This is a genomic window from Shewanella zhuhaiensis (genome assembly GCF_022484835.1).
Taxonomy (GTDB): Bacteria; Pseudomonadota; Gammaproteobacteria; order Enterobacterales; family Shewanellaceae; genus Shewanella; species Shewanella khirikhana.
On sequence record NZ_JAKUDL010000004.1, the window covers coordinates 171,087 to 195,718 of the forward strand.

Consider the following 24,632-nt stretch of genomic DNA (forward strand, 5'->3'; position numbering starts at 1 on the left):
GCCGGAAGCCAAGGGCTCACTATTCTGATTTCAACATGCCAAGCAGCTTGCCGGCGATTTTATCCAGATGCAGCTGCTCACAGGCGGCGCCGATTTCCACCGAGCTGCCGGGCATCCCCCAGACCACGCTGCTGGCTTCGTCCTGAGCTATGGTGTAAGCGCCTTGCTCACGCATGTTCAGCAGGCCTTTGGCACCGTCGCGACCCATGCCAGTGAGGATAACGCCAATGGCGGCTTTACCGGCCACATCGGCCACGCTGTCAAACAGCACATCCACCGATGGCTTGTGACGGTTCACCGGCTCAGTGTCCAGCAGAGCCGTATGCAGGTGTGCGCCGACCCGTTTGATAATCATGTGGCAGTGCCCGGGCGCTATATACACATTTCCCGGTTTGAGCTGCTCGTTGCCTACCGCTTCGACAACGGTCATTTGCGAGTTCAGGTCGAGCCGCTTGGCAAACGAAGCGCTGAAGGCTGCGGGAATGTGCTGCGCTATGACCACAGGTGGGAAGTTGGCGGGCAGCCTCGATACCAGTCGCTGAATGGCTTCGGTGCCGCCGGTTGAAGCGCCAATGGCGATGACCCGGTTTTTCAGTTTGGAAGGGCACTCTGGCTCCGGTGGTGGTGGGCTTAATGCCCTGACCCGGCTTACTGCCGCCTGACGAACTTTTTCCAGCAGCTCGTCCTGATAATCCAACAAGCGGTTGGCAAGGTCATTCTTGGGCTTGCTGATAAAGTCCACTGCGCCCAATGACAGAGCTTCCAGCGTGATTGCGGCGCCTTTTTCGGTGAGGGTAGAAATCATGATCACCGGCATGGGCCTGAGTTTCATCAGGTTGCGTAAAAAAGCGATGCCATCCATTCTGGGCATCTCAATATCGAGTGTGATCACCTGGGGATTGAGCTCTTTGATCATGTCCCGGGCCTGATAAGGATCTTCGGCGCAACCCACCACCTTAATGTCCTCGGCCTGAGACAGCATATGGCTCAGAAGCTGGCGTACCAATGCTGAATCGTCAACGATGAGCACTCTTATCATAGCTTCCCCCTCTGAAGATTAGCGCCCATGGCGTCTGGGACGGTATATGGTCTGGCCTATCAGGTCGAAGTCGTCTGAAATCTGATGCAAGGTTTCAGAGTGGCCAATAAAAAGAAATCCGTCGTCGCTGAGCAGCTGTCTGAATTTGTGAATGATTTTTTGTTTTGTTGGATTATCGAAATAAATAAGAACGTTACGGCAAAAAATGGCATCAAAAGGCCCTTGCATGGGCCAGCTGTCGAGTAAGTTGAGCTGCTTGAAAAATACCATCTCTTTTACGCTGTCTTTCACCCTTGCCATATCACCCTGACGCTGAAAATACTGCTCAACCAGGCTGGTTGGCAGACTTTCGAGATTCTCCGGTGGGTAAATGCCGTTTTCGGCCTTGGTGAGCACATTGGTATCCAAATCTGTCGCCAGAATTTTTAGATCCCATTGGTTTTTTGGGAAGAATGGCGCCAGTGTCATGGCAATGGAGTAGGGCTCTTCACCGGTAGAACAGGCAGAAGACCAAACGCGCAGGCGTTTCCCACCCCGTTTTTGCCACTTGGGCACCACATCATCACGCAGATAGTGGAAGTGATGTTTTTCACGGAAGAACGAGGTGAGGTTGGTGGTCAGGGCGTTGATAAAATGGCCCAGCTCTTCCTCTTCCCGTTGCAGGTACTGGCAGTAATCTTTGAAGTCGTTGATTTTAAGCGCCCTGAGCCGCCGACACAGGCGTGAGTACACCATGTGTTTTTTACGGTCGGGTAAAACGATGCCGGTCTGGTTGTAGGCAAGATCGCGGATAAACTCGAAATCTGCCCGAGTCATCGTAAATTCTCGCTCGGATTTGAATTCCAAGGCGGCTTCTCCTGTACATGCCATCACTGATGACAAGGGGCTCACTGGATGAGCCCCTGTGCGCTTTCATCGCTTAGTCATCAGAACTCGTGCCACTCTTCTTTACTCGCCTTAAACTTACCGGCTGGGCGCTTATCGCCACCGGAAACCAGTGCCAATGGTGCTGCGCTGGTGGTCTGCTCGTCGGTACGGAAGAAGCCAAGTTGACGCCGCATGTTGCGTGCCTGTTCGGCCATGGCGTCACCTGCGGCGGATACCTGCTCTACCAGAGCCGCGTTTTGCTGAGTCATTTCATCCATTTGCGACACAGCCTTGTTCACTTCCTGGATACCGGAGGCTTGCTGTTCAGCGGCGACGCTGATTTGGTTAATCATCTCGGCCACCTTGGATACCGCATGGACGATTTCCTGCAGGGTGTTACCCGATTGATTGACCAGCGAAGTGCCATCGTTGACCTTGTTCACGCTGTCGCGAATGAGCTCTTTGATTTCCTTGGCGGCACCAGCCGAGCGTTGGGCCAGATTGCGTACTTCGCCTGCAACCACCGCAAAGCCCCGGCCCTGTTCACCGGCGCGGGCCGCTTCAACGGCAGCGTTCAGTGCCAGCAGATTGGTCTGGAAGGCGATTTCATCGATAACACCAATGATGTCGGCAATCCGCTTACTGGACTCATTAATGGCTTCCATGGCGGTAACGGCTTGTTTCACCACCTTGCCGCCATGGTCGGCCTTGCTTGAGGCTTCTTTGGCGAGGGTGTTGGCCAGGGTGGCGTTTTCGGCGCTTTGCTTCACGGTCGCGGTCATTTCTTCCATGCTGGAGGCGGTTTCCTCCAATGAGGCGGCCTGCTCTTCGGTGCGCTGGCTCAAATCGGCGTTACCCTGGGCTATCTCTTCGGCGCCTGAGGTGACGGTGTTGGCCGATTCGCTGATGCCGTTGAGTACTTCAGTCAGGCGGCTGACCGTGGCATTGGCATCGGTTTGCAGTTTGCCAAACTGGCCCTCGTATTCGCCGTTTATCTTACGGGTCAGGTCGCCCTTGGCCAGACCGTCAAACATTTCCACCACATCGGCCATGACCTTGTCGGCGATGCCAACCAGGCTGTTGAGGCCATTGGACAAGTTGAGGAAGAAGCCATCTTTGTCGTGGGTGGTGATCCGCTGCGACAGGTCACCGGCATTGGCGGCGTTGATGATGGCATCAATCTCATGCTCAATGGCGACTTCTGCGGTGCGGTCAGCCCATTCCACCACTGTGCCTATGCGGGTGCCGTCGGTATCGGTAATCGGATTGGCGATGATCCTGAAGGTGCGGCCACCTACTCTCAGCTGATTGCTGTAAGTGGATTTGAGATTGGCCAGCAAGTTGCGTTGATGCGCCGGGTTCTTGTGGAACACATCGATATTTTCACCAATAAGCTTATTGATGTTGAAGTTGGGCAGCTCTTTGACAATGTCGGCCTGGGCGGCACCGAACATCTTCAGTACGGCCTCGTTCAAATAAATGATGTTGCAGTCGGCATCGGCCACCATGGTATTGGACGACACGTTATCGAGTGCTTTGCGAATGCGGGCATTTTCTGCCGACAGTTTGCGGTCTGCTTCTTCACGGGCGAGCATGGCGGTTACGTCGCGCCATTCCACAACTGTGGCGGTGCGCTTGCCGTTATCAAACACGGGCGTTGCAATCAGATTGAATGTCAGCCCGGCGACCTTGATGCGGGTTTCATAGGCCGAGGTGAGCTTATCGAGCATGTTGCGCTGATGGGCTGGGTTTTGGTGGAAGATATCGATATTGGCACCCATCAGCTGGTTCATATCGAAGCGGCTTAACGACTCTTTCAGCTTTTGCTCGTTACCGCTCAGCATCTCTTTCAATGAGTTGTTGAAGTAGATGATGTTGTAGTTTTCGTCAGCCATCATCACGTTGGCTCGGCATACATCCAGAGCTTGCTTGATACGGTTGGTTTCACGGATGAGTTTTTCTTCAGCATGCTGGCGGGCAAGGGACTCGGTCAGGTCTTGCCATTCCACCACAGTAGCTATGCGTTGGTGACTGTCGTCAAACACCGGAGAGGCAATCAAGCTGAAGGTGCGGCCACCCACCTTGATTTGCGCCGAGTAGACAGATTTCAGTGCACCAATCAGGCGCCGCTGATGGGAAGGATCTTTATGGAAGCTGTCCATGTTCACGCCAATCAAACGGCTGGCATCGAAGTTGGGCAGATCCTTGCGAATATCGCTTTCAGCCTCGGACAGGGTCGCCCTGAGAGACTCGTTGAAGTAGAGGATATCGCCGTTGGGGTCTGCCACCATCACGTTGGCCTGGCAGATATCCAGTGCCTTCAACGTGGCTTTACCCTGCTGCTGGGCATCCCAGAAGTTACAGAAGTCGTCTGAAAACGCCTGCCAACCCGGAATATCATATTGATTAAACACCGGGCGAGTGTTGCTTCGCAGCGCCTTGGAAATCTCGTCCAGCGCCTCGCCGATTCGGCTTTTGCCTTGGCCGGCGCCCTGGCTAAGACCAATGCCCATCAGCACCAGAGTCAGCGCCAGCGCGCCGCTAACCAGGTTGCCGGACTGCCCTGCCAGGCTCAGCACCAGGGTCACGGCGCCTATCACCATGCCACCCAGCGTGAATGGGCTATGGCCCATCAGGTTGTTGTTGCCTGCGTCCATGTTGATTCCTCTCAATCAAATACCTGTCTCAAGCGTTGACGGCCTGAGGTTGCTGTTCAATATTGCCGATAATCCGGCTCAGGGTGTCAGGGTCCGGTAGCACTGCAGAACCGAGTAATTTATTGATTTCAAGTAAAATAACCATCTTGTCCTGCACGTTGGCCAGCCCCTTGATGAAACGCAAATCTGTTTCATGGCCGAAGTCTGGTGCACGGCGGATTTCTTCTTCTTCAATGCTGAAAACATCGGATACCGCATCAACCACAATGCCGATGATTTTCTGGCTGTCTTCCATGGTGACCTTGACCACAATCACTACCGTGGTGGCACCATATTCCAGGGTCTTGATGCCGAATTTTTGCCTGAGGTCGATAATGGGCACTATAGTGCCGCGCAGGTTAATCACGCCTTTGACATAATCCGGTGCGTTGGGCAGCACTGTGGTGGCTTCCCAGCCACGGATTTCCTGCACCGAGAGGATATCGACCCCATATTCTTCGTTGGCCATAATGAAGCTGAGAAACTGCTGATTTCCGTGTTCAGCCTGTTCAATGGAAATGTCTGCCATAATCAGCCTTCCTTTTACGCTGCGTGTTCGTTGCTGCTGCCGATGCCGGCCAGATTCACCAGACCGGACACATCAATGATCAGGGCCACAGTGCCGTCACCGAGAATGGTGGCCCCTGAAATACCGGGGATACGGGTGTAGTTGTCTTCCAGGCTTTTGATCACCACCTGTTGCTGGGCCAATAATTCATCGACCAGCAGGCCAGTTTTTTCGTTGTTGTTATCCACCACCATTACCAAACCATCTTTGATTTCTTTGGCGTCGGCATCGTGATTGAACTCGCGGTAAACCTTAATTACCGGCAGGTATTCATCACGCAGGCGAATAAGCTCATGGCCGTCAGAAAGCTGATTGATACGGTGGGGGGGCACCTGCAGCGACTCGTAAATAGACACCAGTGGCACCACGTAAACATGCTTGCCAATCCGGATAAGTTGGCCATCCAGAATCGCCAGGGTCAGCGGCAGTCGAATGGTGAAGCGGCTGCCTTTGCCGGCTTCAGAATGCAGCTCGATAGTGCCGTTAAGCTCGTGAATATTGCGCTTAACCACATCCATACCCACACCGCGGCCGGACAAATCCGACACCGCATCGGCGGTGGAAAACCCGGGCTTGAAGATAAGCTGGTGGATTGCTTCGTCCGATAACTCTTCATCGGCGCTGACCAGGCCTTTTTGCCGCGCTTTATCAAGAATTTTGGCGGTGTTGAGCCCGGCGCCGTCGTCGATAATTTCAATCACAATGCAGCCGCCCTGATGGAAGGCGTTCAGCATGATGGTGCCGGTTTCAGGCTTGCCGCGGGCAAGGCGAGCTTCAGGAAGCTCCAACCCGTGATCGAGTGAGTTGCGCACCAGATGCACCATGGGGTCGACAATTTTTTCGAGCACGGTTTTATCCAGCTCTGTGTCTTCCCCTTTCAGTACCAGTTCGACCTTTTTACCCAGCTGCTGGCCAATATCCCGCACCAGTCTGGGGAATCGATTGAAAGCGAAGCTGATGGGCAACATACGGATTTGCATGACACTTTCCTGCAAATCCCGGGTGTGGGAGGCCAGTTGCTCAAGCCCCTGCTGGAGCAGAAGCAGCGACTCCTGATTAATTTCTTCCTGCTGACCAATCTGACCGAGCATGGCCTGAGTGATCACAAGCTCGCCCACCATATTGATAAGCATGTCGATTTTTTCAGTGCTGACCCGAATCGAGCTGCTTTCGCTGCTCTTGGCTACCGCTGTCGGTTTAGCCGCAGGCGCTTTCTCTGTTGGGGCCGAGATGGGAGTCACTTCTGCGCTGACGGCCTCTGCAGGCGTTGACTCATCAGTCTGTGCCGCGGGAGATATTGCGTCGGCCGACGGTGCTTCGGCCGTAGCGGCGGCTTCGGTTGCTGGCGTGGTTTGCGTGTCAGTGGCGCCGAGGGGTTGATAGCTGATTTCGCACTCGTCTTCTACCCATTCGAACACTTCTTTGAGTTTGTCGACACCCACGTCGGTAACCAGGCGCAGCTGCCAGTGCAGGTAGCAACCCTCAGGGTCAAAGTCATCCCACGCAGGAAATTCAGCAGGTTGCAGTAGTACCTGCAACTCGCCTTTTTCAGCGAGTTCGGCAAACATCAGCTGAGGATCGTTGCCGCAGCGCATGATGTCGAAACCGGCTTTAAAATCGATTATCCAGCCCTGGCCGATATCGTCGCAGGCTGCTGTCGCTGGCGTTTCTTGAGGAGCCTCAGCTGCTGGTGCGTTGTCGTCGGCCAGTGCCGCCGCCAGGCGCTGTTCCAGCTGTTGCAGCTTAGGATCGCTGAACTCGGTTTGATTCATCAGCGAATCAATCATGCCCCGCAGCAAATCAACCGAGTGCAGCAGCATATCGACATGATCCGGTGTCATCTGCCGTCTGCCGTCACGGATTTCATCCAGCAGGGTTTCCAGCAAGTGGGTGTAGTTGGCAACAGCGGTAAAACCAAAGGTAGCGCTGCCGCCTTTGATGGAGTGAGCGGCGCGGAAGATAGTGTTGATGGTTTCAGGATCCGGCGCTTCAACATCCAGTTTCAGCAGTTCAGATTCCATGATGGCCAGGCCTTCAATACTTTCTTCAAAAAAGACCTGACTGAATTGGCTGAGATCTATATCCATGCTCTCGTCTCTTTGCGGATCATCCCAATACCTTGCGTACCGTGGCTAACAACTGCTCTGGATTGAATGGTTTTACAATCCAGCCAGTGGCGCCTGCCGCCCGTCCTTCCTGCTTTTTGTCGCCGCCGGATTCGGTGGTGAGCATCAGCAGTGGGGTAAATTTATAGGCGGGCAAGGTTCGCAGATTGCGGATAAGGGTAATCCCATCCATCACCGGCATATTCACATCGGAGATCACCAAGTCGAATTGTCCGGTCTGCGCCACTTTCAGTGCCTCATCACCGTTACAGGCCTCGGTAACATCAAAGCCAGCGGTCTTGAGGGTAAAGCCCACCATCTGGCGCATGGAGGCGGAGTCATCAACGGCAAGAATCTTCTTCATATGCTGTCATCCTTTTACAGTTCGTCGGTTATTCCCGGGAGCTGCATACCCATTTGCAGGAATTGCTTTTTAAGTTCTGGGGTTATTCCTATCCAGTTGAGCGGAATGGACCTTTGAACACAGGTGGATTGCAGGCAAAAAAGCAACTGGAGGCCTGCCGTGTCCGCCTTGATAAGCTCAGATGCTTCCAGCCTGACGGCGCTGCCCTGATGCAGCAATTCCGCCAGCTGGCTATAGAGCGGCTGGATATTACGTATGGTCAGTTCACTGCCCAATTCCACGGTATTTTCAGACATCGAGGCGTCCTTCGTGCTTTTGCGTTGCGTCCCTTTACTTTCAAAAGATAGACGCCATTCAAGACTGTCGCCTCATTTGCAAGGATTTTTTTTCGTATGGGAGTCTGTAAATGGAATAAAAGAGCGGCCAATGTCGGCCGCAAGTTGGAGAGAAGGAATGTTTGGCAGGATTAAAACTGATTGCGGATAATCTGCATGTCGGCGATCAGCGCCTGATTGAGGATTTGCGGTACGGTTTTGCCGTCAGACTTTGGTTTGAAAACGGCGTATTTCTCTCCTTTGGGAGATATCACCACAATGGAAGCACTGTGGTCGACCTGATAATCGGCGCCTTCTCCTACCATGGTGTACACCATGCCAAGCTCGCGGGTAAACGGCAGTAGCGCCTTGTGCTCGCCGGTTACTGCAATAAACTCCGGATGATAAAACGCAGAATATTGCTTCAGTCGCTCCAGAGTATCCCTGGCCGGGTCGACTGAGAGGAAAATCACCTGCACGTTGCCTGCATCATTCAGGCTAGGGTAAGCCGCCGACAGCTTTGCCATGGTGGTGGGACATACATCGGGGCAGGAGGTGTAGCCGAGGAAAATTAAACTCCACTTGCCAGCCAAACGGCTGTTATCAAAGGGTTGGCCGAATTGGTCGGTAAGGCTGAAGGGCGACAGCGGCTTGGCATTGGGGAATACAAAACCTGTGTCGAGCGGCGGCGGAACATGTTTCACCCCCGCAAACTTAATCAGCAGCAGGCCGCCAAGGCCTATCACCAAAATCAGGCTAATGATCCATTTTTTCGTCATTATTACTCCTTCTGCGCGCGCTTTTACACGTAGTGATCGACCAGCAGCACAATAAACAGCAGCATCAGGTGGTAGATAGAAAAGCGAAACACATCCATCGCCATGCCGGGTGTTTCATGGAACTTTAGCTGCCATGCTTTGTAGATAAACATCAGGCTCAGCACGGTCGACCCCACCAGATACACAGCGCCACTCATGCCAACCAGCACCGGCAACAGGCAGGCAAGTGCCAGCAGCAAGGTGTAGAGGAAGATGCAGGTCTTGGTGAAATCCACGCCGTGGGTAACCGGCAGCATGGGAATGTCTACCTTGGCATAATCGGCGCGACGATGAATGGCCAGGGCCCAGAAGTGGGGCGGTGTCCAGGTGAAGATAATGATCACCAGCAGCAGTCCGTGGCCGTGGAACTCGTTGGTGACTGCGGTCCAGCCCAGCAGTGGTGGCATAGCACCCGCCAGGCCACCAATCACAATATTCTGCGGGGTGGCGCGCTTAAGATACGCGGTGTACACCACGGCATAGCCGAGCAAACTTGCCAGTGTCAGCCAGGCGGTGAGTGGATTCACCAGCAGATACAGCAGTACAAATCCGGCAACGGCGAGCACGGCGGCAAAGGCCACGGCATTGGCCACCGGCACCTTACCTTTGGGCAGTGGCCGATTATAAGTGCGTGCCATCAGGCCATCGATGCGCCTGTCGATTAGATGGTTCATGGCAGCGGCGGCGCCCGCCATCATGCCAATGCCCAGCATACCGGCAAGCAGGGGTTGCAGTGGCACAGCACCTGGCAACGCCAAACACATGCCTACCAACACAGTCAGCAGCATCAGCGCCACGACCTTGGGCTTGGTCATTTCCAGATAAGCACGCCAGTGGCTGCGGGTCTGGCTGGAGATATCGGCGATTGAGAGCGACTTGGCCATAGGAAACTCCTTGTCTTGTCAGACTTTGCGCCACAGGGCGTAGTTAATGAACACCAGGGTGACCAGCAGGAGTGCCGCCCCCAGATTGTGAGCAACGGCCACCGCCAGTGGCAGCCCCAGAACCACATTGGAAATCCCCAGCGCCACTTGCAGCGCCAGTAGTAAAAGCAACACGCCGCCGGCAGAGCGCAGCGCGCTGCTGTTGGCACGGCGCAGCAGTCGGATCGCCAGTAAGCCCACCAAACCTGCGGTGATCATGGCACCAAAGCGGTGGGCAACATGGATGGTCATGCGGGCATGGTAATCGAGCACGCCAAACTCGAAGCTGGGGTGGGTACCCTGAAACGGTGAAAATGCATCCGCAAGGCGCAGGTTTTGACTCCAATCTCCTTCACAGAAAGGCAGCTCGGTGCAGGCCAGCGCCGCATAGTTGGAGGAGGTCCAGCCTCCCAGCAGAATTTGCGCGACCAGCACAGCCAGACAGGTCAGCGCCAAAGTACGGTATGCCCGCATGGGGCTGTCACCGCCGGGGATCCGAAAGCCGCTGGTTCTGAGATACAGCAGCGTCAGCAGTGACAGCAAGGTAAAGCCGCCCAGCAGGTGCGACATCACTACTACCGGCATAAGTTTCATGGTCACGGTCCAGGCGCCGAGCGCGCCCTGAAACAGGATCAGCAGGAAGATAAACACCGGCAGTTTGCGCGGTGCTTCGCGGCTTTTCAGACAACTGACCAAAATGATGATGACCAGCACTCCAAGCCCACTGGCAATATAGCGGTGGATCATCTCTAGCCAGGCTTTGTCCGGCTCCACCGTGTGGCCGGGGAAGTGAGTCTCCACCCTGGCAAGTTCGTGGTCGGCTGTGGGCACCTTGATATGGCCGTAGCACCCTGGCCAGTCAGGGCAGCCAAGTCCCGCATCAGACAGCCGAGTATAGGCACCCATGATGATCACCATCAGGGTAAACACCAGAGTGAGTTTAAGCAGTGTTTTCAATGCCATCAGCCAACCCTCGACAGTTTGAGCAGCTTACGCAGGTCGGCCAGCATCGCCTTGCCCTGAGTGATATTGGCTTCGCGGCCGTCCACTTTGGGATAGCTCATTACCAGGGTGCCCATGGGGTCAACCAAGATCAGAGTCTGGTCGCTTAAAAGTGGTTCAAGTTCGCTGGGCAGGGTGGCGGTAACAAAGAAATCGTCATCAAGCACAGCTTTGTTGGCACCGCCGCTGAGAAGTACCACAGGAGTGACCCGGCCCCGCTCGGCGCCAAGGGCGGTGTAGCTTTGTTTGATAAGGTACAGACGGTCTTCGCAGCTGGCGTCGCACTGTTCGGGCAGGCGATAAAGGATTTGCCAGCGCTGTGGCAGCGGGTTGGCGGCACCAAGGCTTTGATAGCTGGTGGGGCTTGCAAACAGCAGACCTTTATTGGTCACGCCCTCGGAGTACCAGTGTTGGCTCAGCACCAGCTTTGCCAGCACCACCGGAAGGGCAAAGGCTGCTACCAGCAGTAGTAGGGGACGCGCACCTGAGGTTGGGGAGTTCATGCTTCTCTCCTCTTTACATTATTGAGTTTCAATCCCTGAAGATGTGTTGCTCTTCTTCCGTGTTCTTATCCAATACAGCAGTGTCAGTACTAATAAGGCGCCGGCCAGAGAAAACCACTGAGCGGCATAACCAAGGTGTTTTTCAACCGGCATGCTGATCGGCATCCAGCGACGTGGCAGCGGCAGTCCGGGCATGGTGTCCGGTTGCAGGCAGATGTTCAGCAGTGGCTTACCCAGCTGCACCGACAGCGCATTGATATCCAGTGCCTGTATCCGCATAGGCTCTCCGGCTTCGGCGCCAAGCCCGTGACTCATGGGATTGGCCTGACGCTGATACAGTCTGCCATGCAGTGTCAGTTGCACGGCTTCAGCGGAAAGCTGCGGTAATATCCGCCTGTCGTTGCCTGCAGCGATAAATCCAAGCTCCACCGGCAGCAAAGCCTTGTAACCCGGTACCTGCAGCAGTCGATAAGCCAGGTAACCCACCTTGCCGTCCATCACCTGGTTATCCAGCAGCAATGTGGGCGTTGCCATCAAGGTACCCGTGACTTCCATTCTGGCCCCTTGCGCTTGCTGCAGTGGCGTTTGCACAAGGTTATGCATGGTCAGCGGGGTTGCCTGAAAGCGTGCTTCCTGTGCCGCCAACAGCTGCTGTTTTTCCTCTGCCCGCGACAGTTGCCAGAATCCCAACTTGACGAGCACCACAAAGAGTCCCAGAGTGAAAAGTATCAGCAACTTGCCGGCCAGCGCCGGTCGCCCCACCGGAGAATCCATGGTCACGCTCTTCAAGTCTGTGCTGGTTTTGCTGCTGCTTTTCATTATTTTCAATCTCGGCAGAGCGCTTTACATCATGGTCAAGGGCGACAACTCTGTGCCCATGAGCCGCTTTCTCGGCCGCCGGGTGGCACTTTCCGGCCTGGTGGTACTGTTATTACTGATTGCGCTGGCCATGGGGTGGATAGCGCCCCACCCCCGGCCTTACTGAGTTACAGCACGTACACGAATACAAACAAACACAGCCACACCACATCGACAAAGTGCCAGTACCAGCTCCCCGCCTGGAAGGCGAAGTGGTTGTCGGCACTGAAATGCCCTTTGAGAACCCTGAAAAACAGTACCAACAGGAAGATGGTGCCCAGGGTTACGTGCATGCCGTGGAAGCCGGTGAGCAAAAAGAAGGTGTTGCCATAAACCCCGGAGGCCAGTGTCAGCCCCATTTCGGTGTAGGCATGGATGTACTCTTCTGCCTGCAATGTCAGGAAGCTCAGACCCAGCAGAATGGTGAGCCCCAGCCACAGTGTCAGTGCGGTGCGCTTACCTTTCTCCAGCGAGACATGGGCAAAGTGCAGAGTAAAAGAGGATGTGAGCAGCAGAATGGTGTTGATGAGTGGCAGCCCGGTCCAACCCATGGCCTGGGTTTGGGTGCCGCCGGGGGTGGTTTCCAGCGGCCACACGGCCTCAAAGGTAGGCCACAGCACTTCGTGGGTCATGGCGTTGTTAGAGGCGCCGCCAAGCCAGGGCACCGCCACCATGCGGGCATAAAAGAGTGCCCCGAAAAAGGCGGCAAAGAACATGACTTCTGAGAAAATAAACCAACTCATCCCCTGACGGAACGAGCGATCCATCTGCCCTGAATAGAGTCCGGACATGGACTCGTCAATCACGTTTCGAAACCAGCCCACCATCATAAACAGGATCACGGCAATCCCCAGCAGCAGGATATATCCGCCGCCGCTGCCGCCCGATTTAAGTTGATGGACATAATTGCCGGCACCAAAGGCAATCAGGAATAGGCCGATGGCTCCGACGATGGGCCAGCCGCTTTGGCTGGGCACATAATAGTTTTGAGGCTTGCTTGTCATTTTGCTGCTCCTGCCTGTATGGCACCGGCCAGACTCTTGTCGGTGATGTCATACAGGGTGTAAGAGAGGGTCAATGTCCCTATGGACTCAGGCAGGTCGGGATCCACAAAGAAGATCAGCGGCAGCGATGTGCTGTCCTGACCTGCCAATACCTGTTGGTTAAAGCAAAAGCATTCGGTCTTGTTGAAGTAAGCGGCCCCCTGACCCGGTGACACCGAGGGGATGGCTTGCCCCACGATGCGATTGCCTGAGTTATTGGTGGCATGAAATTCGGTGCGTACCAGCTCCCCCGGATGTACCTGCATGCGCTTAACTGCCGGACCAAATTCCCAGGGCATGCCGGGCTGCACCTGCGCCATAAACTCCACTTCAACGGTACGGGTCTCATCCACGCGGATTTCGCTGTAGCTGGCGGCTTCTGAGCTGGTTTTGCCATTGATGCCGAGCTTCTCGCACAGCACGTCGTAAAGCGGCACCAGAGCAAAACCAAAGCCGAACATGGCCACACATCCAAGGGCGAGCCCCAGAATGAGTTTGCGGTTTGATACCCGACCGGTAGTCATTTACTTCACCTCGGGAGGTGTGCTGAACGAGTGATAAGGCGCTGGGCTTGGCAGCGTCCACTCAAGGCCTTCGGCACCTTCCCATGGCTTGGCAGGTGCTTTCTCACCACCGCGAATACACTTGATTACCACCGCGAGGAAAATCAGCTGCGACAGACCAAAGGCAAAGCCGCCGATGGAAACTATCTGGTTCACATCGGCGAACTGGATGGCGTAATCGGGGATGCGTCGTGGCATACCTGCCAGCCCCAGGAAGTGCATGGGGAAGAAGAGCACGTTCACCGAAATCACTGAGCACCAAAAGTGCAGTCTGCCCAGTTTCTCGTCGTACATATTGCCGGTCCATTTCGGCAGCCAGTAGTAGGCGGCGGCCATAATCGAGAAGATGGCGCCGGACACCAGCACGTAGTGGAAGTGGGCCACCACGAAGTAGGTGTCGTGGTACTGGAAGTCAACTGGAGTAATCGCCAGCATCAACCCCGAGAAGCCACCGATGGTGAACAGTATGATAAAGGCGATGGCAAACAGCATTGGGGTTTCGAAGGTGATAGAGCCGCGCCACATGGTGGCCACCCAGTTAAACACCTTCACGCCTGTGGGCACCGCAATCATCATGGTGCAGTACATAAAGAAGAGTTCGGCGAATACCGGCATGCCGGTGGTAAACATATGGTGCGCCCACACCAGGAACGACAGAATCGCGATGCTGGCGGTGGCGTATACCATAGAGGCATAGCCAAACAGCGGTTTGCGGCTGAACGCGGGCACAATGGCCGAAATGATCCCGAACGATGGCAGGATCATGATGTACACCTCGGGGTGACCGAAGAACCAGAAGATATGCTGGAACATGACAGGGTCGCCGCCACCGGCTGCGTTAAAGAAGCTGGTGCCAAAGTACTTGTCGGTGAGCACCATGGTCACAGTGCCAGCCAGTACCGGCATCACAGCAATCAGCAGGAAGGCGGTGATAAGCCAGGTCCAGACGAACAACGGCAGCTTCATCCAGGTCATGCCGGGGGCCCGCAGGTTCACAATGGTCACAATCACGTTGATGGCACCCATGATGGAGCTTATCCCCATGATGTGTACCGAAAACACAAACAGCGCAGTACTGTCAGGACTGTAGGTGGTGGACAGGGGGGCGTAGAAGGTCCAGCCGAAGTTGGGGGCGCCGCCTTCCATAAACAATGAACTGAGCAGGATCAGGAACGCGAATGGCAGGATCCAAAAGCTCCAGTTGTTCATTCGGGGCAGAGCCATGTCCGGAGCGCCAATCATCATGGGGATCAGCCAGTTAGCCAAGCCGGTAAAGGCGGGCATTACTGCACCGAACACCATGATAAGACCGTGTACCGTGGTCATCTGGTTAAAAAAGTTGGGTTCAACCAGTTGCAGGCCGGGCTGAAACAATTCCGCCCGGATCACCATCGCCATGGCGCCACCGGTGAGGAACATGATGAAACTGAACCAGAGGTAAAGGGTGCCTATGTCCTTGTGGTTGGTGGTTAAAATCCAACGCATTATGCCCTTGGCAGGGCCATGATGGTGTTCGTCATGGACGCCCTGATGGGTATCGTGGGTCGTGGTAGTCATTAGCGTTCCCCTACTTTCCATGATTGTTGACGTCGGTGGCCTGAACCGCATCGCCGGTGCTGTTGCCCCAGGCATTGCGTTCATAAGTCACCACGGCGGCGATGTCCTGTGCCGACAGCTGGGCGCCGAAGGCTTGCATTGCGGTACCTGCCTTACCCTTGATAACGATATCCAGGTGGTCGGCAACGGGACCTGTGGCAATGGGACTGCCCTTCAGGGCGGGGAAGGCACCAGGCAAACCGGCACCATTGGGCTGGTGGCAGGCGACGCAGGCGGTCATATACACCTTTTCGCCACGGGCCATCAGCTCATCCATCGACAGTGGCTCGTTGGACGCGGGTTCGTCTGCAACCACTGCTGTAGGCGAAGTTTCGCTGCCGGCAGATGGCTCAGTGGCAGCTGGCGCCGTATTCATGGCAGGCTCAGAGCTTGAGGGGGCTGCGCTGGCTGCACCATCAGGGCTGTGGCCATTTACGTCGGCCGCTTGCACTGTGTCACCGGTATTGTTACCCCAGGCATTACGCTCATAGGTCACCACGGCTGCGATATCGGTGGCAGAAAGCTGCTTACCAAAGGCTTGCATGGCGGTGCCGGACTTGCCGTTAATCACTATCTCAAGGTGATTGGCTATCGCGCCTGTGGCGATTGCGCTGCCTTTCAAGGCCGGGAAGACCCCGGGCAAGCCTGCGCCATTGGGCTGGTGACAGGCGGCGCATGAAGCCAGATAGACTTTTTCGCCCTGGGCCATTAACTCGTCCATGGACAGGGTTTGATTGAGTGCAGCGGCAGCTTCTGCAGCCTGTGCGCTGGCTTTCTGCTTCTGGGTTTCTACCCAGGCATCAAACTCATCTTCAGCCAGTACCTGCACCACAATGGGCATAAAGCCATGGTCTTTGCCGCAAAGCTCGGCGCACTGGCCACGGTAAATGCCGGGTTTGTCTACCCGGGTCCAGGCTTCATTGATAAAGCCCGGATTGGCATCCTTTTTCACGGCGAAGGCGGGAACCCACCAAGAGTGGATAACATCGTCGGAAGTCATCAGAAAACGGACTTTACGATTGGTGGGCAGTACCAGAGGATTGTCGACTTCCAGCAGGTAATGCTCGCCCTTGGCTTCAGCACCTTCAATTTGCGCGCGGGGAGTAGCAAGAATGCTGTAGAAACCGAAGTCATGGTCGAAGTAATCGTAGCGCCATTTCCATTGGGAACCTGTGACTTTGATGGTCAGCTCAGCATTGGAAGGATCTTCCATGGCAATCAAGGTTTTGGTGGCCGGAATGGCCATGCCAACCAGGATCAGAAAGGGTACCAGGGTCCAGGCTATTTCTACTTTGGTACTTTCATGGAATTGGGCGGCGACGGCGCCCTTGGATTTGCGGTGGTTAATCATGGCGTAAATCATGGCGCCAAAAACCACCACACCTATGGCGCAGCAGATGTACAGGATGGTCATGTGCAGGCCATAAACCTTGCCACTGATCTCCGTTACGCCCTGCGTCATGTTTAGCGGCATGTCAGCCGCAAGGATTGGCGGGGCCAATAAAGCCGCCGCGATACAATACAACCAATGCTTCACAAGACATCTCCTCTGTCAATTGCATCAAGCAACTACAAAGAAAAGTCACACAGTAAGTCTCTGCTCTATGCAAACTCTTCAGTTCCCACAAAAAGCAACGATGACTTCAAAGTGCATTGGCGGTTTGATTGTTGATTAGGTATTTACAGCTCTCTTAACCACACTTGCACCTACAGCTGAATATATCGGTCAGATCCGCATTACCCATGGCGCAAGCCTCAGATACTGCGACGACATAATCGCCAGATATAACAAACGAATCGTTGTTAGCCTGAACTACATTACTTGCAGTTTAAATATTGATCAAGATCACTTTCTTTTCTAATTATCTGAAAAAATTATCGAAAAAAAGCCCCGAAAACGGGGCTGAAGGGGATGAAGCTGTGATTAGTGGAATTGGGCCGGGTGCCTGAGTATGGTGTTTGGCTCGGTTCTTCCTGGCAAGTTGTTGGCATGAGAGTGAGTATTTACATTTTCAAAAATCACGCCGAGGGCAACGGCATTTCGGGCAACCAGTTCAAGGCGGCGCTTGTCTCTGGCTTCCAGTGCATTGGTCCAGCACAGTACCGCGCTTGAAGTGCCATTGGTCAGGGCTTTTTCCATCGCCCAAAGAGTTTCAACTTCGTCCTTGGCATGCACCAGCAATACTCTGTCCATACGAACACCAGCCTGAGCCAGCATGGCTTTAAGGCCAATGTTCGGCGGGCTGATAAGTACAATCCAGCGACCTTCCAGGCTCAGGCGAGCCAGTTCCGGTGCCAGGTTGGCTAATTCATCACGCCCCATGGAACAGGTTGAGCGGGTGAGCACCTGAGCCGGACCCATAGCGCTGCTTGCTGGGACATCTGTCCACAGGCCGGGATGGCGCGGTGCGTTGCCAAGGAGTTTGTTCATAGCCAGTCTCCGTTGCGGATAACCCCAACTGCCAGCCCTTCAATGGCGAGGCTTTGATGGGTCAGATCCACTTCAATGGGGGCAAAATCTTCGTTTTCGGCATGCAGATAAACCACATTGCCTTTCTTCTCGAACCGCTTCACGGTGACATCATCTTCAACCCGTGCCACAACAACCTGGCCATTACGGGCCTGATCCATTTTGTGCACGGCCAACAGGTCGCCATCGAGAATACCTATGTCTTTCATACTGTCGCCGCGAACCCGCAGCAGAAAATCGGCCTGCGGGCGGAACATATTGGGGTCGACCTGGTAATACTGTTCGACATGTTCCTGCGCCAGAATGGGTTCACCCGCAGCCACCTGACCGATAAGTGGCAGACCCGGATCGGGCTGATCTTCCAGCTCGTCACCGGCGAGACGAATACCACGGGAGGTGCCGGGCATAATCTCAATGCAGCCTTTTTTGGCCAACGCTTTGAGGTGTTCTTCGGCGGCATTGGCACTTTTAAAGCCAAGCCGGGTGGCAATTTCGGCCCGGGTTGGGGGCATGCCGGTTTCGGCGATATTGCGTTTGATCAGGTCCAGGATCTCGGCCTGGCGCGGCGTCAGCGGTCTCATGGGTGTTCCTGTTTTTCTATACAGTTACTGTTAGTATATACAGTATTTTGATCAGTGCAAGTATTAACCATTTTTCAGATTATTGGCGAAGGGATATGGCTGTCTGATATTCTATGCCGCTATTGATAGAAGCCAGGTCCCAAGAAAACAGCATGTCAGCACACGACTCTATTTGGTTTAAGTCTCTGCGTTGGATCCAGAAGCATCTGGTGCACACCATTGTGGTGCCGCAGGACCCCTTTGCCGATTTGAATCTGGATCCCGCCAGACCTTTGGTTTATGTGATGAAAACTGAGTCGGTGAGCGACATCGCCGCCCTCAATGAAATCACTGGCAAAATGGGGCTGCCCAGCCCTTACGAGCCGTTGAAACTCGACGGCGTGGAAACTCCCAGAATCGTTTGTCTCGAAGGCAGTAAGCCGCTGTTTGGCAAGCGCGAAAGCAACGAGCCTTTCCTGCAGACCTTCTTGCAATTGCTGGCGTTGCATCGTCAGCAAAAGGATCTCGATATTCAACTGGTGCCGGTAAGCCTGTATTGGGGCCGCACCCCAGGCAAAGAAGACGACAGCATGCGTGCTGCTGTGCTGGAGCGTGAAGATCCAACCTGGCTGCGTAAGTGTTTGATGATTCTGTTTTTAGGGCGCCACAACTTTGTGCAGTTCTCCCGCGCAGTGTCGCTGCGCAGCATGGCCGATGAACACGGCACCGATAAGCGTATTGCCCACAAATTGGCACGGGTGGCGCGGGTGCATTTCCGCCGCCAACGTAAAGTGATGACAGGCCCTGTGCTGCCGAATCGTCAGGCGATGTTCCATGCCCTGCTCAAGTCCGATAATCTCAAGAAGGCCATTGCCGAAGAGGCGGCCAGCAAAAAGATTTCCGAAGAAAAGGCCCGCGAGACTGCCATTGAATATCTGGATGAAATCGCGGCAGATTACTCCGACAGCCTGGTGCGTATAGCCGAGCGTTTCCTTACCTGGCTTTGGAACAAGCTCTATAAAGGCATCAGCATCAAGGGTGCCGAGCAAATTCGTCAGCTGCACCACGATGGACATGAAATTGTCTACGTGCCTTGTCACCGCTCGCACATGGACTATTTGCTGCTGTCTTACATCCTGTATTACGAAGGCATGGTGCCGCCCCATATTGCGGCGGGTATCAACCTGAACTTCTGGCCTGCCGGTCCCATGTTCCGTCGTGGTGGCGCCTTCTTCATCCGTCGCAGTTTCAACGGTAACAAGCTCTATACCGCGGTGTTCCGAGAGTATCTGGATCAGCTGTTTGCCAAAGGCTATTCGGTGGAGTACTTCACCGAAGGTGGCCGCTCCCGAACCGGTCGTCTGTTGGCTCCCAAGACGGGTATGCTGGCGATGACGCTTTCCTCTGTGATTCGTGGTATTGAACGCCCGGTGACTCTGGTGCCCGTGTACCTTGGCTACGACCATGTGATGGAAGTGGCGACTTATCACAAGGAACTGTCGGGTAAGAAAAAAGAGAAAGAATCGGTGTGGCAGGTGTTTGGGGCCATCCGTAAGCTTGGCAACTTCGGCCGTGGTTATGTGAACTTCGGTGAGCCTATAACCCTGCAAAACTTCCTCTCCGAGAAGGTGCCCGATTGGCGCGAGCAGGTTAGCGAAGATCCTGAGCAGAAGCCGAGCTGGCTCACCCCTGTGGTAAACTCCTTGGCCAATCGGGTGATGACCCGTATCAACAACGCCGCCGCCGCGAGTTCGGTCACCCTCTCGAGCATGGTACTGCTGGCATCTGAGCAAAATGCGCTGGAGCGCGGTCAGCTTGAGCGGCAGATTGACCTCTACCTGAACCTGTTGAAAACAGTGCCTTACACCGGCTATGCCTCGGTGACTGAGGGCAGTGGTAAAGATTTGGTTGAGCGCGGCCTTGAACTGAACAAGTTGGTGGAAACCCGTGATGAGCTGGGTTCCATCATTTCCATTGAAGATGGCCAAGCCATTTCAATGACTTATTATCGAAACAATATCATCCATTTATTTGTGATCCCGTCGCTGCTTGCCACCATTATGGTGCGTCATGAGCGGATATCCCGTGCCGACCTGCATGAAATGGTGGCCGAATGTTATCCACTGCTCAAGGCTGAGCTGTTTATGGGCATTCAGGATCTGCCAGCCTATGTAGACGCGCTGGTGGATGCCTTTGTTGCCGAGGGCCTTATCCAGGGTGACAGCGAGCTTGCGCTGGTAGACGACCGCATTGCGCAGTTATTGCTGCTTGCTGGCGTGGTCTCTGAGACCCTCAAGCGCTATGCAGTGATCTTTAACCTGCTGGCCGAATCACCGGATATGGAGCGTTCTGACCTTGAGCATCACAGCCATCGGCTTGCCAGCCGTCTTGGCTCCATTCATGGTGTGACTGCGCCGGAGTTTTACGACAAGAAGCTGTATGCGTTGCTGTCGAGTAAGTTGAAGGACCTTGGCTATCTGTCTGATAAAGCTGATCGTAACAAGGCCCGTAAGATCCGCGATCACGTCAATGGGCTGCTGCGTGGCTCGGTACGTCAAACCATTATCGATACCGTCACCCAGGAGCGCGACTGATGGCAAACCACATGAATGCGGCCCGTCATAAGGCCAAGGCGCCGTCCTTGCTTGGCGGTGCCATGATCATCGCCGGTACCACTGTCGGTGCCGGGATGTTTTCGCTGCCGGTAGTGGGCGCAGGCATGTGGTTTGGATGGTCTCTGGTGTTGATGGGCGGCATTTGGCTGTGTATGTTGCTGTCTGGCTTGTTGCTGCTGGAAACCAACTTAAGATACGAGCCCGGCGCCAGCTTCGATACCCTGACCCGTGACACCCTCGGGCGCTTTGGCCGGATTGTGAATGGCCTGTCCATCGCCTTTGTTCTCTACATTCTCACCTACGCCTATATCAGTGGCGGCGGCTCGATCGTCAACCACAGCCTGGAAGGCTTAGGGATCAGCTTGCCCCAAAGCATTGCCGGACTGGTATTTGCGCTGGTGCTGGCTCTGGTGGTGATGATAAGTACCCGCGCGGTGGACCGTATTACCACCATCATGCTGGGCGGTATGGTGATCACCTTCTTCCTCGCCGTGGGCAATCTGCTGATTGAGGTCGATACCCTCAAGCTGTTTTCACCCGACGGTGAGCAGCGTTTTTCGCCCTTCCTGTGGGCGGCCATCCCCTTTGGTCTGGCCAGCTTTGGCTATCACGGTAACGTGCCTTCGCTGGTGAAATACTACGGCAAGCAGCCGTCGGTTATCATCAAAGCCATTGTGATTGGTACCTTTATTGCATTGGTGATTTACGTGTGCTGGCTGCTGGCCGCCATGGGCAATCTGCCGCGCAGCCAATTCAGCGATATCATCGCCCAGGGTGGCAATATGGGGGTGCTGGTGTCGGCGCTCTCTGGCGTGATGGCCAGCGAATGGCTTGGCAAAATGCTGACCCTGTTTGCCAATCTGGCTGTGGCGTCTTCATTCCTTGGGGTGACGCTGGGGCTGTTTGACTACCTGGCCGACCTGTTTGGCTTTGCCGATACCCGTACCGGCAGACTGAAAACCGCGGCCATGACCTTCCTGCCACCGACCCTACTTGGCATTCTGTTCCCCAATGGTTTCTTGATTGCCATCGGTTTTGCGGCGCTGGCAGCCACTGTGTGGACCTTGTTGGTGCCCGGGATGATGGCCTTTAAGCTGCGTAGCCGCGAGCCTGACTATCAGGGCTTTGTGGTGCCTGGCGGCAATCTGGTGATTTATCTGGTGATCGCGTTTGGGGTGCTGACTGCGGCGTGCCATTTGTTGGCGATGGCCGAGCTACTGCCTATTTACAGATAATCGAAAACAGCAGTGCATCATGCGTCCAGGCGGCGCGTGGTGCGTGCTGGCTCTCTTGACAAAGGCATGGAATTCAGTAATTTGTATCCATGTTCGGCGGGTGTAGTTCAATGGTAGAACGGCAGCTTCCCAAGCTGCATACGAGGGTTCGATTCCCTTCACCCGCTCCATATTCCCATCTTTTTCGCCTCAGTGGCTTATCTGACGATTCATCTCGGCTTTCATCACATCCGACACCAGATGCAGCACCGCAATCCAGGCCGCCTTGATATCTGGGGTGAACTTGTCACCCAACCCTTCGGCGAGTGTGTAAAGCAGCGCATTGCCCACCGGGGAAAAGTGCGTGGTTTTTACGCCGTATTTGATATGGCGTCTGGCGAGATCTTCAAGCACCGGCACCAGGGTATCCGGTCGTTCCAGCCCTTTCACCGCGGCATCCAACATGGCCATCAGTTTGCGTCCCTGACTGCGAATATCGTCTTTGAACAGGGGCCTCAGAGTAGGGTCAATTTCAAACAGGTTGCGGTAAAACAGCGCTGCAGCATCGTCAGAAATGGGCCTGACCAAGTCGAATGATTGGCGGATTAACTTAATTTGCTGTTCAGTCAAAGACATCGTGAGTCCTTCCATGAAAATGTCCCCTTAAGCATAGACAAAATTTCAGCTGACGACTTAACTTGAATTCCACCCACCAGTCAGGAGGCAATCGTCATCATGAGGGTCACTGAATATATTCCCGGTCAGCCCTGTTGGAGCGAGTTGGCCACCCACGACTGGCAGGGTGCCAAACGCTTTTATCACGCCCTGTTTGGCTGGGATATGGCCGACATGGCCTTGCCCGGCAGCGCCTTTTCCATGTTTACCCTCGATGGTGACGACCTGGGCGCCATCTATCAGGTGCCCGATGTAGCCGTCGATAATCTCAAAACCCAGTGGGGCATCTACTTTGCCACCGATAACGTCGACACCACCATCGCCAGGGTGCTGGAGGCCGGTGGTACTTTGGTGATGGGGCCCCATGACATAGGCCATGCCGGTCGTATGGCGCAGCTGGCCGACCCCGAGGGTGCCAGGTTTGCCGTATGGGAGTGCAAGCTGCACATAGGGGCTAAACGCCGCCACGAGCCCGGCGCCCTGTGCTGGGTTGAACTGGCCAGTCGCAACCCTGCCAGAGCCCATCAATTTTATTGTGAAGTCTTTGGCTGGGATTGCCGCGAAAGCAGCAACAGCGAGATGCGTTACTGTGAATGGTTGGTGTCGGGGGAAGCCCACGGCGGCATGTTGGAAATGACCGCCGAGTGGGGTGAGATGCCACCCCACTGGATGCTGTATTTTCAGGTGTTGGACTGCGACGAGCATGCAGCCCGGGTCGAAGCCCTTGGCGGCAGGGTATGTGTGCCGCCAACGGATATCCCCGGGGTGGGGCGTTTTGCAGTGCTTAACGACCCTGACGGTGGGATATTCTCAGTGATTGCCCTGAGAGGCTCCTGATCAGCCTGGCTTGTCCACCAGAAAACTGGCCGGGCAGCTGTCTCTGAGGTCGGGGCCGCTGCGGGCCATCAGGTGTTTGATTTCAATCGAACTGTCGAGCCTGTCCGGCAGGCTCAGACGCACCTCGGTCAGCAGGCCGCGGCTGCAATGAAAGCTCACTCGCTTGCCGCTGTGCTTACCAAACTCCTCGGTAAACAACTTGCGTAAATTGGCGGTGGTTTGCATCTTGCCACTGCTCTGGGCCAGTGCCTTGGCCATGCGGCTCTCGTTCACCAGTCGGGTCAGCCTGGCGGCCTCGATAAAGTAATCGCTGGCATCCATGGTCTGACAGCTGCCGTGTTTCCACCATTGGTGACGATCCAGACAGGTGGAAAACTCAGCTGACGGCATCACGCCCGCCAGGGCAGTTTCCGCCTCTTTGTTCAAAGCAATGGCCGGATAATTACAAAATCCGCGTGCTTTTTGGTGTACCGAGCCGCAGAAACCATAGTCGGTACCGCAACTGGCTTTGTTGGGCCACAGGCCGTGCAGGGTAAGTGCCTGCCAGCGGGCATCGTCGGGGTTGCCTTCCAGCGCATGACACTCACGTTTGCCCTTGCCGTAAAGTTCGCAAAATGCACCCTGCCAGCTCAAGGCCAGAATATGGCTGTCCTGCTCGCCTGCCACATCACAACGGCCGCTGTCGGCGCTTGTTCCCTGCTGCTCAATTTTACCGCAGCGTCCATTCACCCAACGCGCCGGCGAGGTGAGAGCGGCCGTTTCCAGACGCACCCAATCAGGGCGATTGGGGTTACCCAATACTTCCAATACGGAGTAGTGCTGCCCAGGGACTGTCATCACTTCCCCAGGGTTGGTGAGTTTGTTTTTGGACTGATACAGGGGGCAGTTTTGGTCAGCAACAAAGGTATCGGCCTTTGCCGACGCAACAAGACTTAAGGCAATGAGCGGGATAAGGCGCCGCAACAGGGACATGTTTGATAAACCCATAACCACAAAATGTCA

Annotated in this window: 24 protein-coding genes and 1 tRNA gene; 5 read left to right on the forward strand and 20 right to left on the reverse strand. The window is 55.0% G+C overall.

Annotated features, from left to right (window positions below; translation table 11 throughout):
- Window positions 1–19 precede the first annotated feature (19 nt).
- The 12 genes from MJ923_RS12720 to MJ923_RS12775 all read right to left on the reverse strand — a co-directional run bounded on the left by MJ923_RS12720 (window position 20) and on the right by MJ923_RS12775 (window position 11,973).
- A complete protein-coding gene (locus MJ923_RS12720) occupies window positions 20–1,039 on the reverse strand; it encodes a protein-glutamate methylesterase/protein-glutamine glutaminase (protein ID WP_240591422.1) in 1,020 nt (339 codons plus the stop codon).
- Window positions 1,040–1,057: 18 nt separating this feature from the next.
- Window positions 1,058–1,855, reverse strand: a complete 798-nt coding sequence (locus MJ923_RS12725) for a CheR family methyltransferase (RefSeq protein WP_240591423.1) — start codon at window positions 1,853–1,855, stop codon at window positions 1,058–1,060.
- Between the two features lie 110 nt (window positions 1,856–1,965).
- Window positions 1,966–4,563 carry a methyl-accepting chemotaxis protein gene (locus MJ923_RS12730; protein WP_240591424.1) on the reverse strand — a complete coding sequence of 866 codons (2,598 nt, stop codon included), beginning with the start codon at window positions 4,561–4,563 and terminating at the stop codon, window positions 1,966–1,968.
- 28 nt (window positions 4,564–4,591) lie between these two features.
- Window positions 4,592–5,131 (reverse strand): chemotaxis protein CheW, encoded by a 540-nt coding sequence (locus tag MJ923_RS12735; protein ID WP_126168671.1) that lies wholly within the window; start codon window positions 5,129–5,131, stop codon window positions 4,592–4,594.
- Window positions 5,132–5,145: 14 nt separating this feature from the next.
- Window positions 5,146–7,257, reverse strand: a complete 2,112-nt coding sequence (locus MJ923_RS12740) for a chemotaxis protein CheA (RefSeq protein ID WP_240591425.1) — start codon at window positions 7,255–7,257, stop codon at window positions 5,146–5,148.
- A gap of 19 nt (window positions 7,258–7,276) precedes the next feature.
- The gene (locus MJ923_RS12745) at window positions 7,277–7,639 is read right to left on the reverse strand and encodes a response regulator (protein ID WP_126168669.1); all 363 of its coding nucleotides are present in this window, start codon (window positions 7,637–7,639) and stop codon (window positions 7,277–7,279) included.
- Window positions 7,640–7,653: 14 nt separating this feature from the next.
- Window positions 7,654–7,935 (reverse strand): STAS domain-containing protein, encoded by a 282-nt coding sequence (locus MJ923_RS12750; RefSeq protein WP_126168668.1) that lies wholly within the window; start codon window positions 7,933–7,935, stop codon window positions 7,654–7,656.
- A gap of 170 nt (window positions 7,936–8,105) precedes the next feature.
- Complete coding sequence (locus MJ923_RS12755) at window positions 8,106–8,732, reverse strand: SCO family protein (RefSeq protein ID WP_240591426.1); 627 nt, start codon at window positions 8,730–8,732, stop codon at window positions 8,106–8,108.
- Between the two features lie 23 nt (window positions 8,733–8,755).
- Entirely contained in the window at window positions 8,756–9,655 is a 900-nt protein-coding gene (gene cyoE / locus MJ923_RS12760; protein ID WP_240591427.1) for a heme o synthase, read from the reverse strand.
- An 18-nt stretch (window positions 9,656–9,673) separates the two neighbouring features.
- Entirely contained in the window at window positions 9,674–10,657 is a 984-nt protein-coding gene (locus MJ923_RS12765) for a COX15/CtaA family protein (protein WP_240591428.1), read from the reverse strand.
- On the reverse strand, window positions 10,657–11,199 hold the full coding sequence (locus tag MJ923_RS12770) for a hypothetical protein (RefSeq protein WP_240591429.1): 543 nt from the start codon (window positions 11,197–11,199) through the stop codon (window positions 10,657–10,659). The genes MJ923_RS12765 and MJ923_RS12770 overlap by 1 nt, the downstream gene beginning before the upstream one ends.
- A gap of 18 nt (window positions 11,200–11,217) precedes the next feature.
- On the reverse strand, window positions 11,218–11,973 hold the full coding sequence (locus MJ923_RS12775; RefSeq protein WP_240591430.1) for an SURF1 family protein: 756 nt from the start codon (window positions 11,971–11,973) through the stop codon (window positions 11,218–11,220).
- On the opposite strand from MJ923_RS12775, the gene MJ923_RS12780 reads away from it, so the two are divergent.
- On the forward strand, window positions 11,972–12,184 hold the full coding sequence (locus tag MJ923_RS12780; RefSeq protein WP_126168662.1) for a DUF2909 family protein: 213 nt from the start codon (window positions 11,972–11,974) through the stop codon (window positions 12,182–12,184). The two genes, MJ923_RS12775 and MJ923_RS12780, sit on opposite strands and share 2 nt — an antisense overlap.
- Window position 12,185: 1 nt before the next feature.
- Here the strand turns inward: MJ923_RS12780 and MJ923_RS12785 are convergent, their stop codons facing one another.
- From MJ923_RS12785 to lexA, 6 genes are all read right to left on the reverse strand, one after another.
- Complete coding sequence (locus MJ923_RS12785) at window positions 12,186–13,061, reverse strand: cytochrome c oxidase subunit 3 (protein ID WP_126168661.1); 876 nt, start codon at window positions 13,059–13,061, stop codon at window positions 12,186–12,188.
- Window positions 13,058–13,624: a cytochrome c oxidase assembly protein gene (locus tag MJ923_RS12790; RefSeq protein ID WP_240591431.1), complete on the reverse strand. Its 567-nt coding sequence runs from the start codon at window positions 13,622–13,624 to the stop codon at window positions 13,058–13,060. The genes MJ923_RS12785 and MJ923_RS12790 overlap by 4 nt, the downstream gene beginning before the upstream one ends.
- Window positions 13,625–15,220, reverse strand: a complete 1,596-nt coding sequence (gene ctaD / locus MJ923_RS12795; RefSeq protein WP_126168659.1) for a cytochrome c oxidase subunit I — start codon at window positions 15,218–15,220, stop codon at window positions 13,625–13,627.
- Window positions 15,221–15,230: 10 nt separating this feature from the next.
- Window positions 15,231–16,796 carry a cytochrome c oxidase subunit II gene (gene coxB, locus MJ923_RS12800; RefSeq protein ID WP_240591432.1) on the reverse strand — a complete coding sequence of 522 codons (1,566 nt, stop codon included), beginning with the start codon at window positions 16,794–16,796 and terminating at the stop codon, window positions 15,231–15,233.
- Between the two features lie 387 nt (window positions 16,797–17,183).
- Complete coding sequence (locus tag MJ923_RS12805) at window positions 17,184–17,690, reverse strand: cell division inhibitor SulA (RefSeq protein WP_240591433.1); 507 nt, start codon at window positions 17,688–17,690, stop codon at window positions 17,184–17,186.
- Window positions 17,687–18,310 (reverse strand): transcriptional repressor LexA, encoded by a 624-nt coding sequence (gene lexA, locus MJ923_RS12810; protein WP_126168656.1) that lies wholly within the window; start codon window positions 18,308–18,310, stop codon window positions 17,687–17,689. Before lexA ends, MJ923_RS12805 begins: the two co-directional genes overlap by 4 nt.
- Window positions 18,311–18,462: 152 nt before the next feature.
- Here lexA and plsB point away from each other — a divergent pair, with 152 nt between their 5' ends.
- The 3 genes from plsB (at window position 18,463) to MJ923_RS12825 (ending at window position 22,309) form a co-directional block, all read left to right on the forward strand.
- Window positions 18,463–20,883, forward strand: a complete 2,421-nt coding sequence (gene plsB / locus MJ923_RS12815) for a glycerol-3-phosphate 1-O-acyltransferase PlsB (RefSeq protein ID WP_240591434.1) — start codon at window positions 18,463–18,465, stop codon at window positions 20,881–20,883.
- A complete protein-coding gene (gene mtr / locus MJ923_RS12820) occupies window positions 20,883–22,139 on the forward strand; it encodes a tryptophan permease (protein ID WP_240591435.1) in 1,257 nt (418 codons plus the stop codon). Before plsB ends, mtr begins: the two co-directional genes overlap by 1 nt.
- Before the next feature lie 96 nt (window positions 22,140–22,235).
- Window positions 22,236–22,309 (forward strand) — tRNA-Gly (locus tag MJ923_RS12825).
- 19 nt (window positions 22,310–22,328) lie between these two features.
- Here MJ923_RS12825 and MJ923_RS12830 read toward each other — a convergent pair.
- Window positions 22,329–22,754 carry a globin family protein gene (locus tag MJ923_RS12830; protein WP_240591436.1) on the reverse strand — a complete coding sequence of 142 codons (426 nt, stop codon included), beginning with the start codon at window positions 22,752–22,754 and terminating at the stop codon, window positions 22,329–22,331.
- 99 nt (window positions 22,755–22,853) lie between these two features.
- On the opposite strand from MJ923_RS12830, the gene MJ923_RS12835 reads away from it, so the two are divergent.
- Complete coding sequence (locus MJ923_RS12835) at window positions 22,854–23,630, forward strand: VOC family protein (RefSeq protein WP_240591437.1); 777 nt, start codon at window positions 22,854–22,856, stop codon at window positions 23,628–23,630.
- Here the strand turns inward: MJ923_RS12835 and MJ923_RS12840 are convergent, their stop codons facing one another.
- Window positions 23,631–24,602: a ribonuclease T2 family protein gene (locus MJ923_RS12840; protein WP_240591438.1), complete on the reverse strand. Its 972-nt coding sequence runs from the start codon at window positions 24,600–24,602 to the stop codon at window positions 23,631–23,633.
- Between the last annotated feature and the right edge of the window lie 30 nt (window positions 24,603–24,632).

What these genes read in the sequence shown, in the direction of transcription:
- mtr (WP_240591435.1), top strand. Translation starts at nt 20,883, where the DNA reads ATGGCAAACCACATGAATGCGGCCCGTCATAAGGCCAAGGCGCCGTCC.
- MJ923_RS12840 (WP_240591438.1), bottom strand. Translation starts at nt 24,602, where the DNA reads ATGTCCCTGTTGCGGCGCCTTATCCCGCTCATTGCCTTAAGTCTTGTT.
- MJ923_RS12765 (WP_240591428.1), bottom strand. Translation starts at nt 10,657, where the DNA reads ATGGCATTGAAAACACTGCTTAAACTCACTCTGGTGTTTACCCTGATG.
- MJ923_RS12745 (WP_126168669.1), bottom strand. Translation starts at nt 7,639, where the DNA reads ATGAAGAAGATTCTTGCCGTTGATGACTCCGCCTCCATGCGCCAGATG.
- MJ923_RS12790 (WP_240591431.1), bottom strand. Translation starts at nt 13,624, where the DNA reads ATGACTACCGGTCGGGTATCAAACCGCAAACTCATTCTGGGGCTCGCC.
- MJ923_RS12725 (WP_240591423.1), bottom strand. Translation starts at nt 1,855, where the DNA reads ATGACTCGGGCAGATTTCGAGTTTATCCGCGATCTTGCCTACAACCAG.
- MJ923_RS12780 (WP_126168662.1), top strand. Translation starts at nt 11,972, where the DNA reads ATGGTCACGCTCTTCAAGTCTGTGCTGGTTTTGCTGCTGCTTTTCATT.
- MJ923_RS12720 (WP_240591422.1), bottom strand. Translation starts at nt 1,039, where the DNA reads ATGATAAGAGTGCTCATCGTTGACGATTCAGCATTGGTACGCCAGCTT.
- MJ923_RS12735 (WP_126168671.1), bottom strand. Translation starts at nt 5,131, where the DNA reads ATGGCAGACATTTCCATTGAACAGGCTGAACACGGAAATCAGCAGTTT.
- cyoE (WP_240591427.1), bottom strand. Translation starts at nt 9,655, where the DNA reads ATGGCCAAGTCGCTCTCAATCGCCGATATCTCCAGCCAGACCCGCAGC.
- plsB (WP_240591434.1), top strand. Translation starts at nt 18,463, where the DNA reads ATGTCAGCACACGACTCTATTTGGTTTAAGTCTCTGCGTTGGATCCAG.
- MJ923_RS12740 (WP_240591425.1), bottom strand. Translation starts at nt 7,257, where the DNA reads ATGGATATAGATCTCAGCCAATTCAGTCAGGTCTTTTTTGAAGAAAGT.
- MJ923_RS12755 (WP_240591426.1), bottom strand. Translation starts at nt 8,732, where the DNA reads ATGACGAAAAAATGGATCATTAGCCTGATTTTGGTGATAGGCCTTGGC.
- MJ923_RS12830 (WP_240591436.1), bottom strand. Translation starts at nt 22,754, where the DNA reads ATGTCTTTGACTGAACAGCAAATTAAGTTAATCCGCCAATCATTCGAC.
- MJ923_RS12750 (WP_126168668.1), bottom strand. Translation starts at nt 7,935, where the DNA reads ATGTCTGAAAATACCGTGGAATTGGGCAGTGAACTGACCATACGTAAT.
- MJ923_RS12770 (WP_240591429.1), bottom strand. Translation starts at nt 11,199, where the DNA reads ATGAACTCCCCAACCTCAGGTGCGCGTCCCCTACTACTGCTGGTAGCA.
- MJ923_RS12785 (WP_126168661.1), bottom strand. Translation starts at nt 13,061, where the DNA reads ATGACAAGCAAGCCTCAAAACTATTATGTGCCCAGCCAAAGCGGCTGG.
- MJ923_RS12730 (WP_240591424.1), bottom strand. Translation starts at nt 4,563, where the DNA reads ATGGACGCAGGCAACAACAACCTGATGGGCCATAGCCCATTCACGCTG.
- lexA (WP_126168656.1), bottom strand. Translation starts at nt 18,310, where the DNA reads ATGAGACCGCTGACGCCGCGCCAGGCCGAGATCCTGGACCTGATCAAA.
- MJ923_RS12835 (WP_240591437.1), top strand. Translation starts at nt 22,854, where the DNA reads ATGAGGGTCACTGAATATATTCCCGGTCAGCCCTGTTGGAGCGAGTTG.
- MJ923_RS12775 (WP_240591430.1), bottom strand. Translation starts at nt 11,973, where the DNA reads ATGGATTCTCCGGTGGGGCGACCGGCGCTGGCCGGCAAGTTGCTGATA.
- ctaD (WP_126168659.1), bottom strand. Translation starts at nt 15,220, where the DNA reads ATGACTACCACGACCCACGATACCCATCAGGGCGTCCATGACGAACAC.
- MJ923_RS12805 (WP_240591433.1), bottom strand. Translation starts at nt 17,690, where the DNA reads ATGAACAAACTCCTTGGCAACGCACCGCGCCATCCCGGCCTGTGGACA.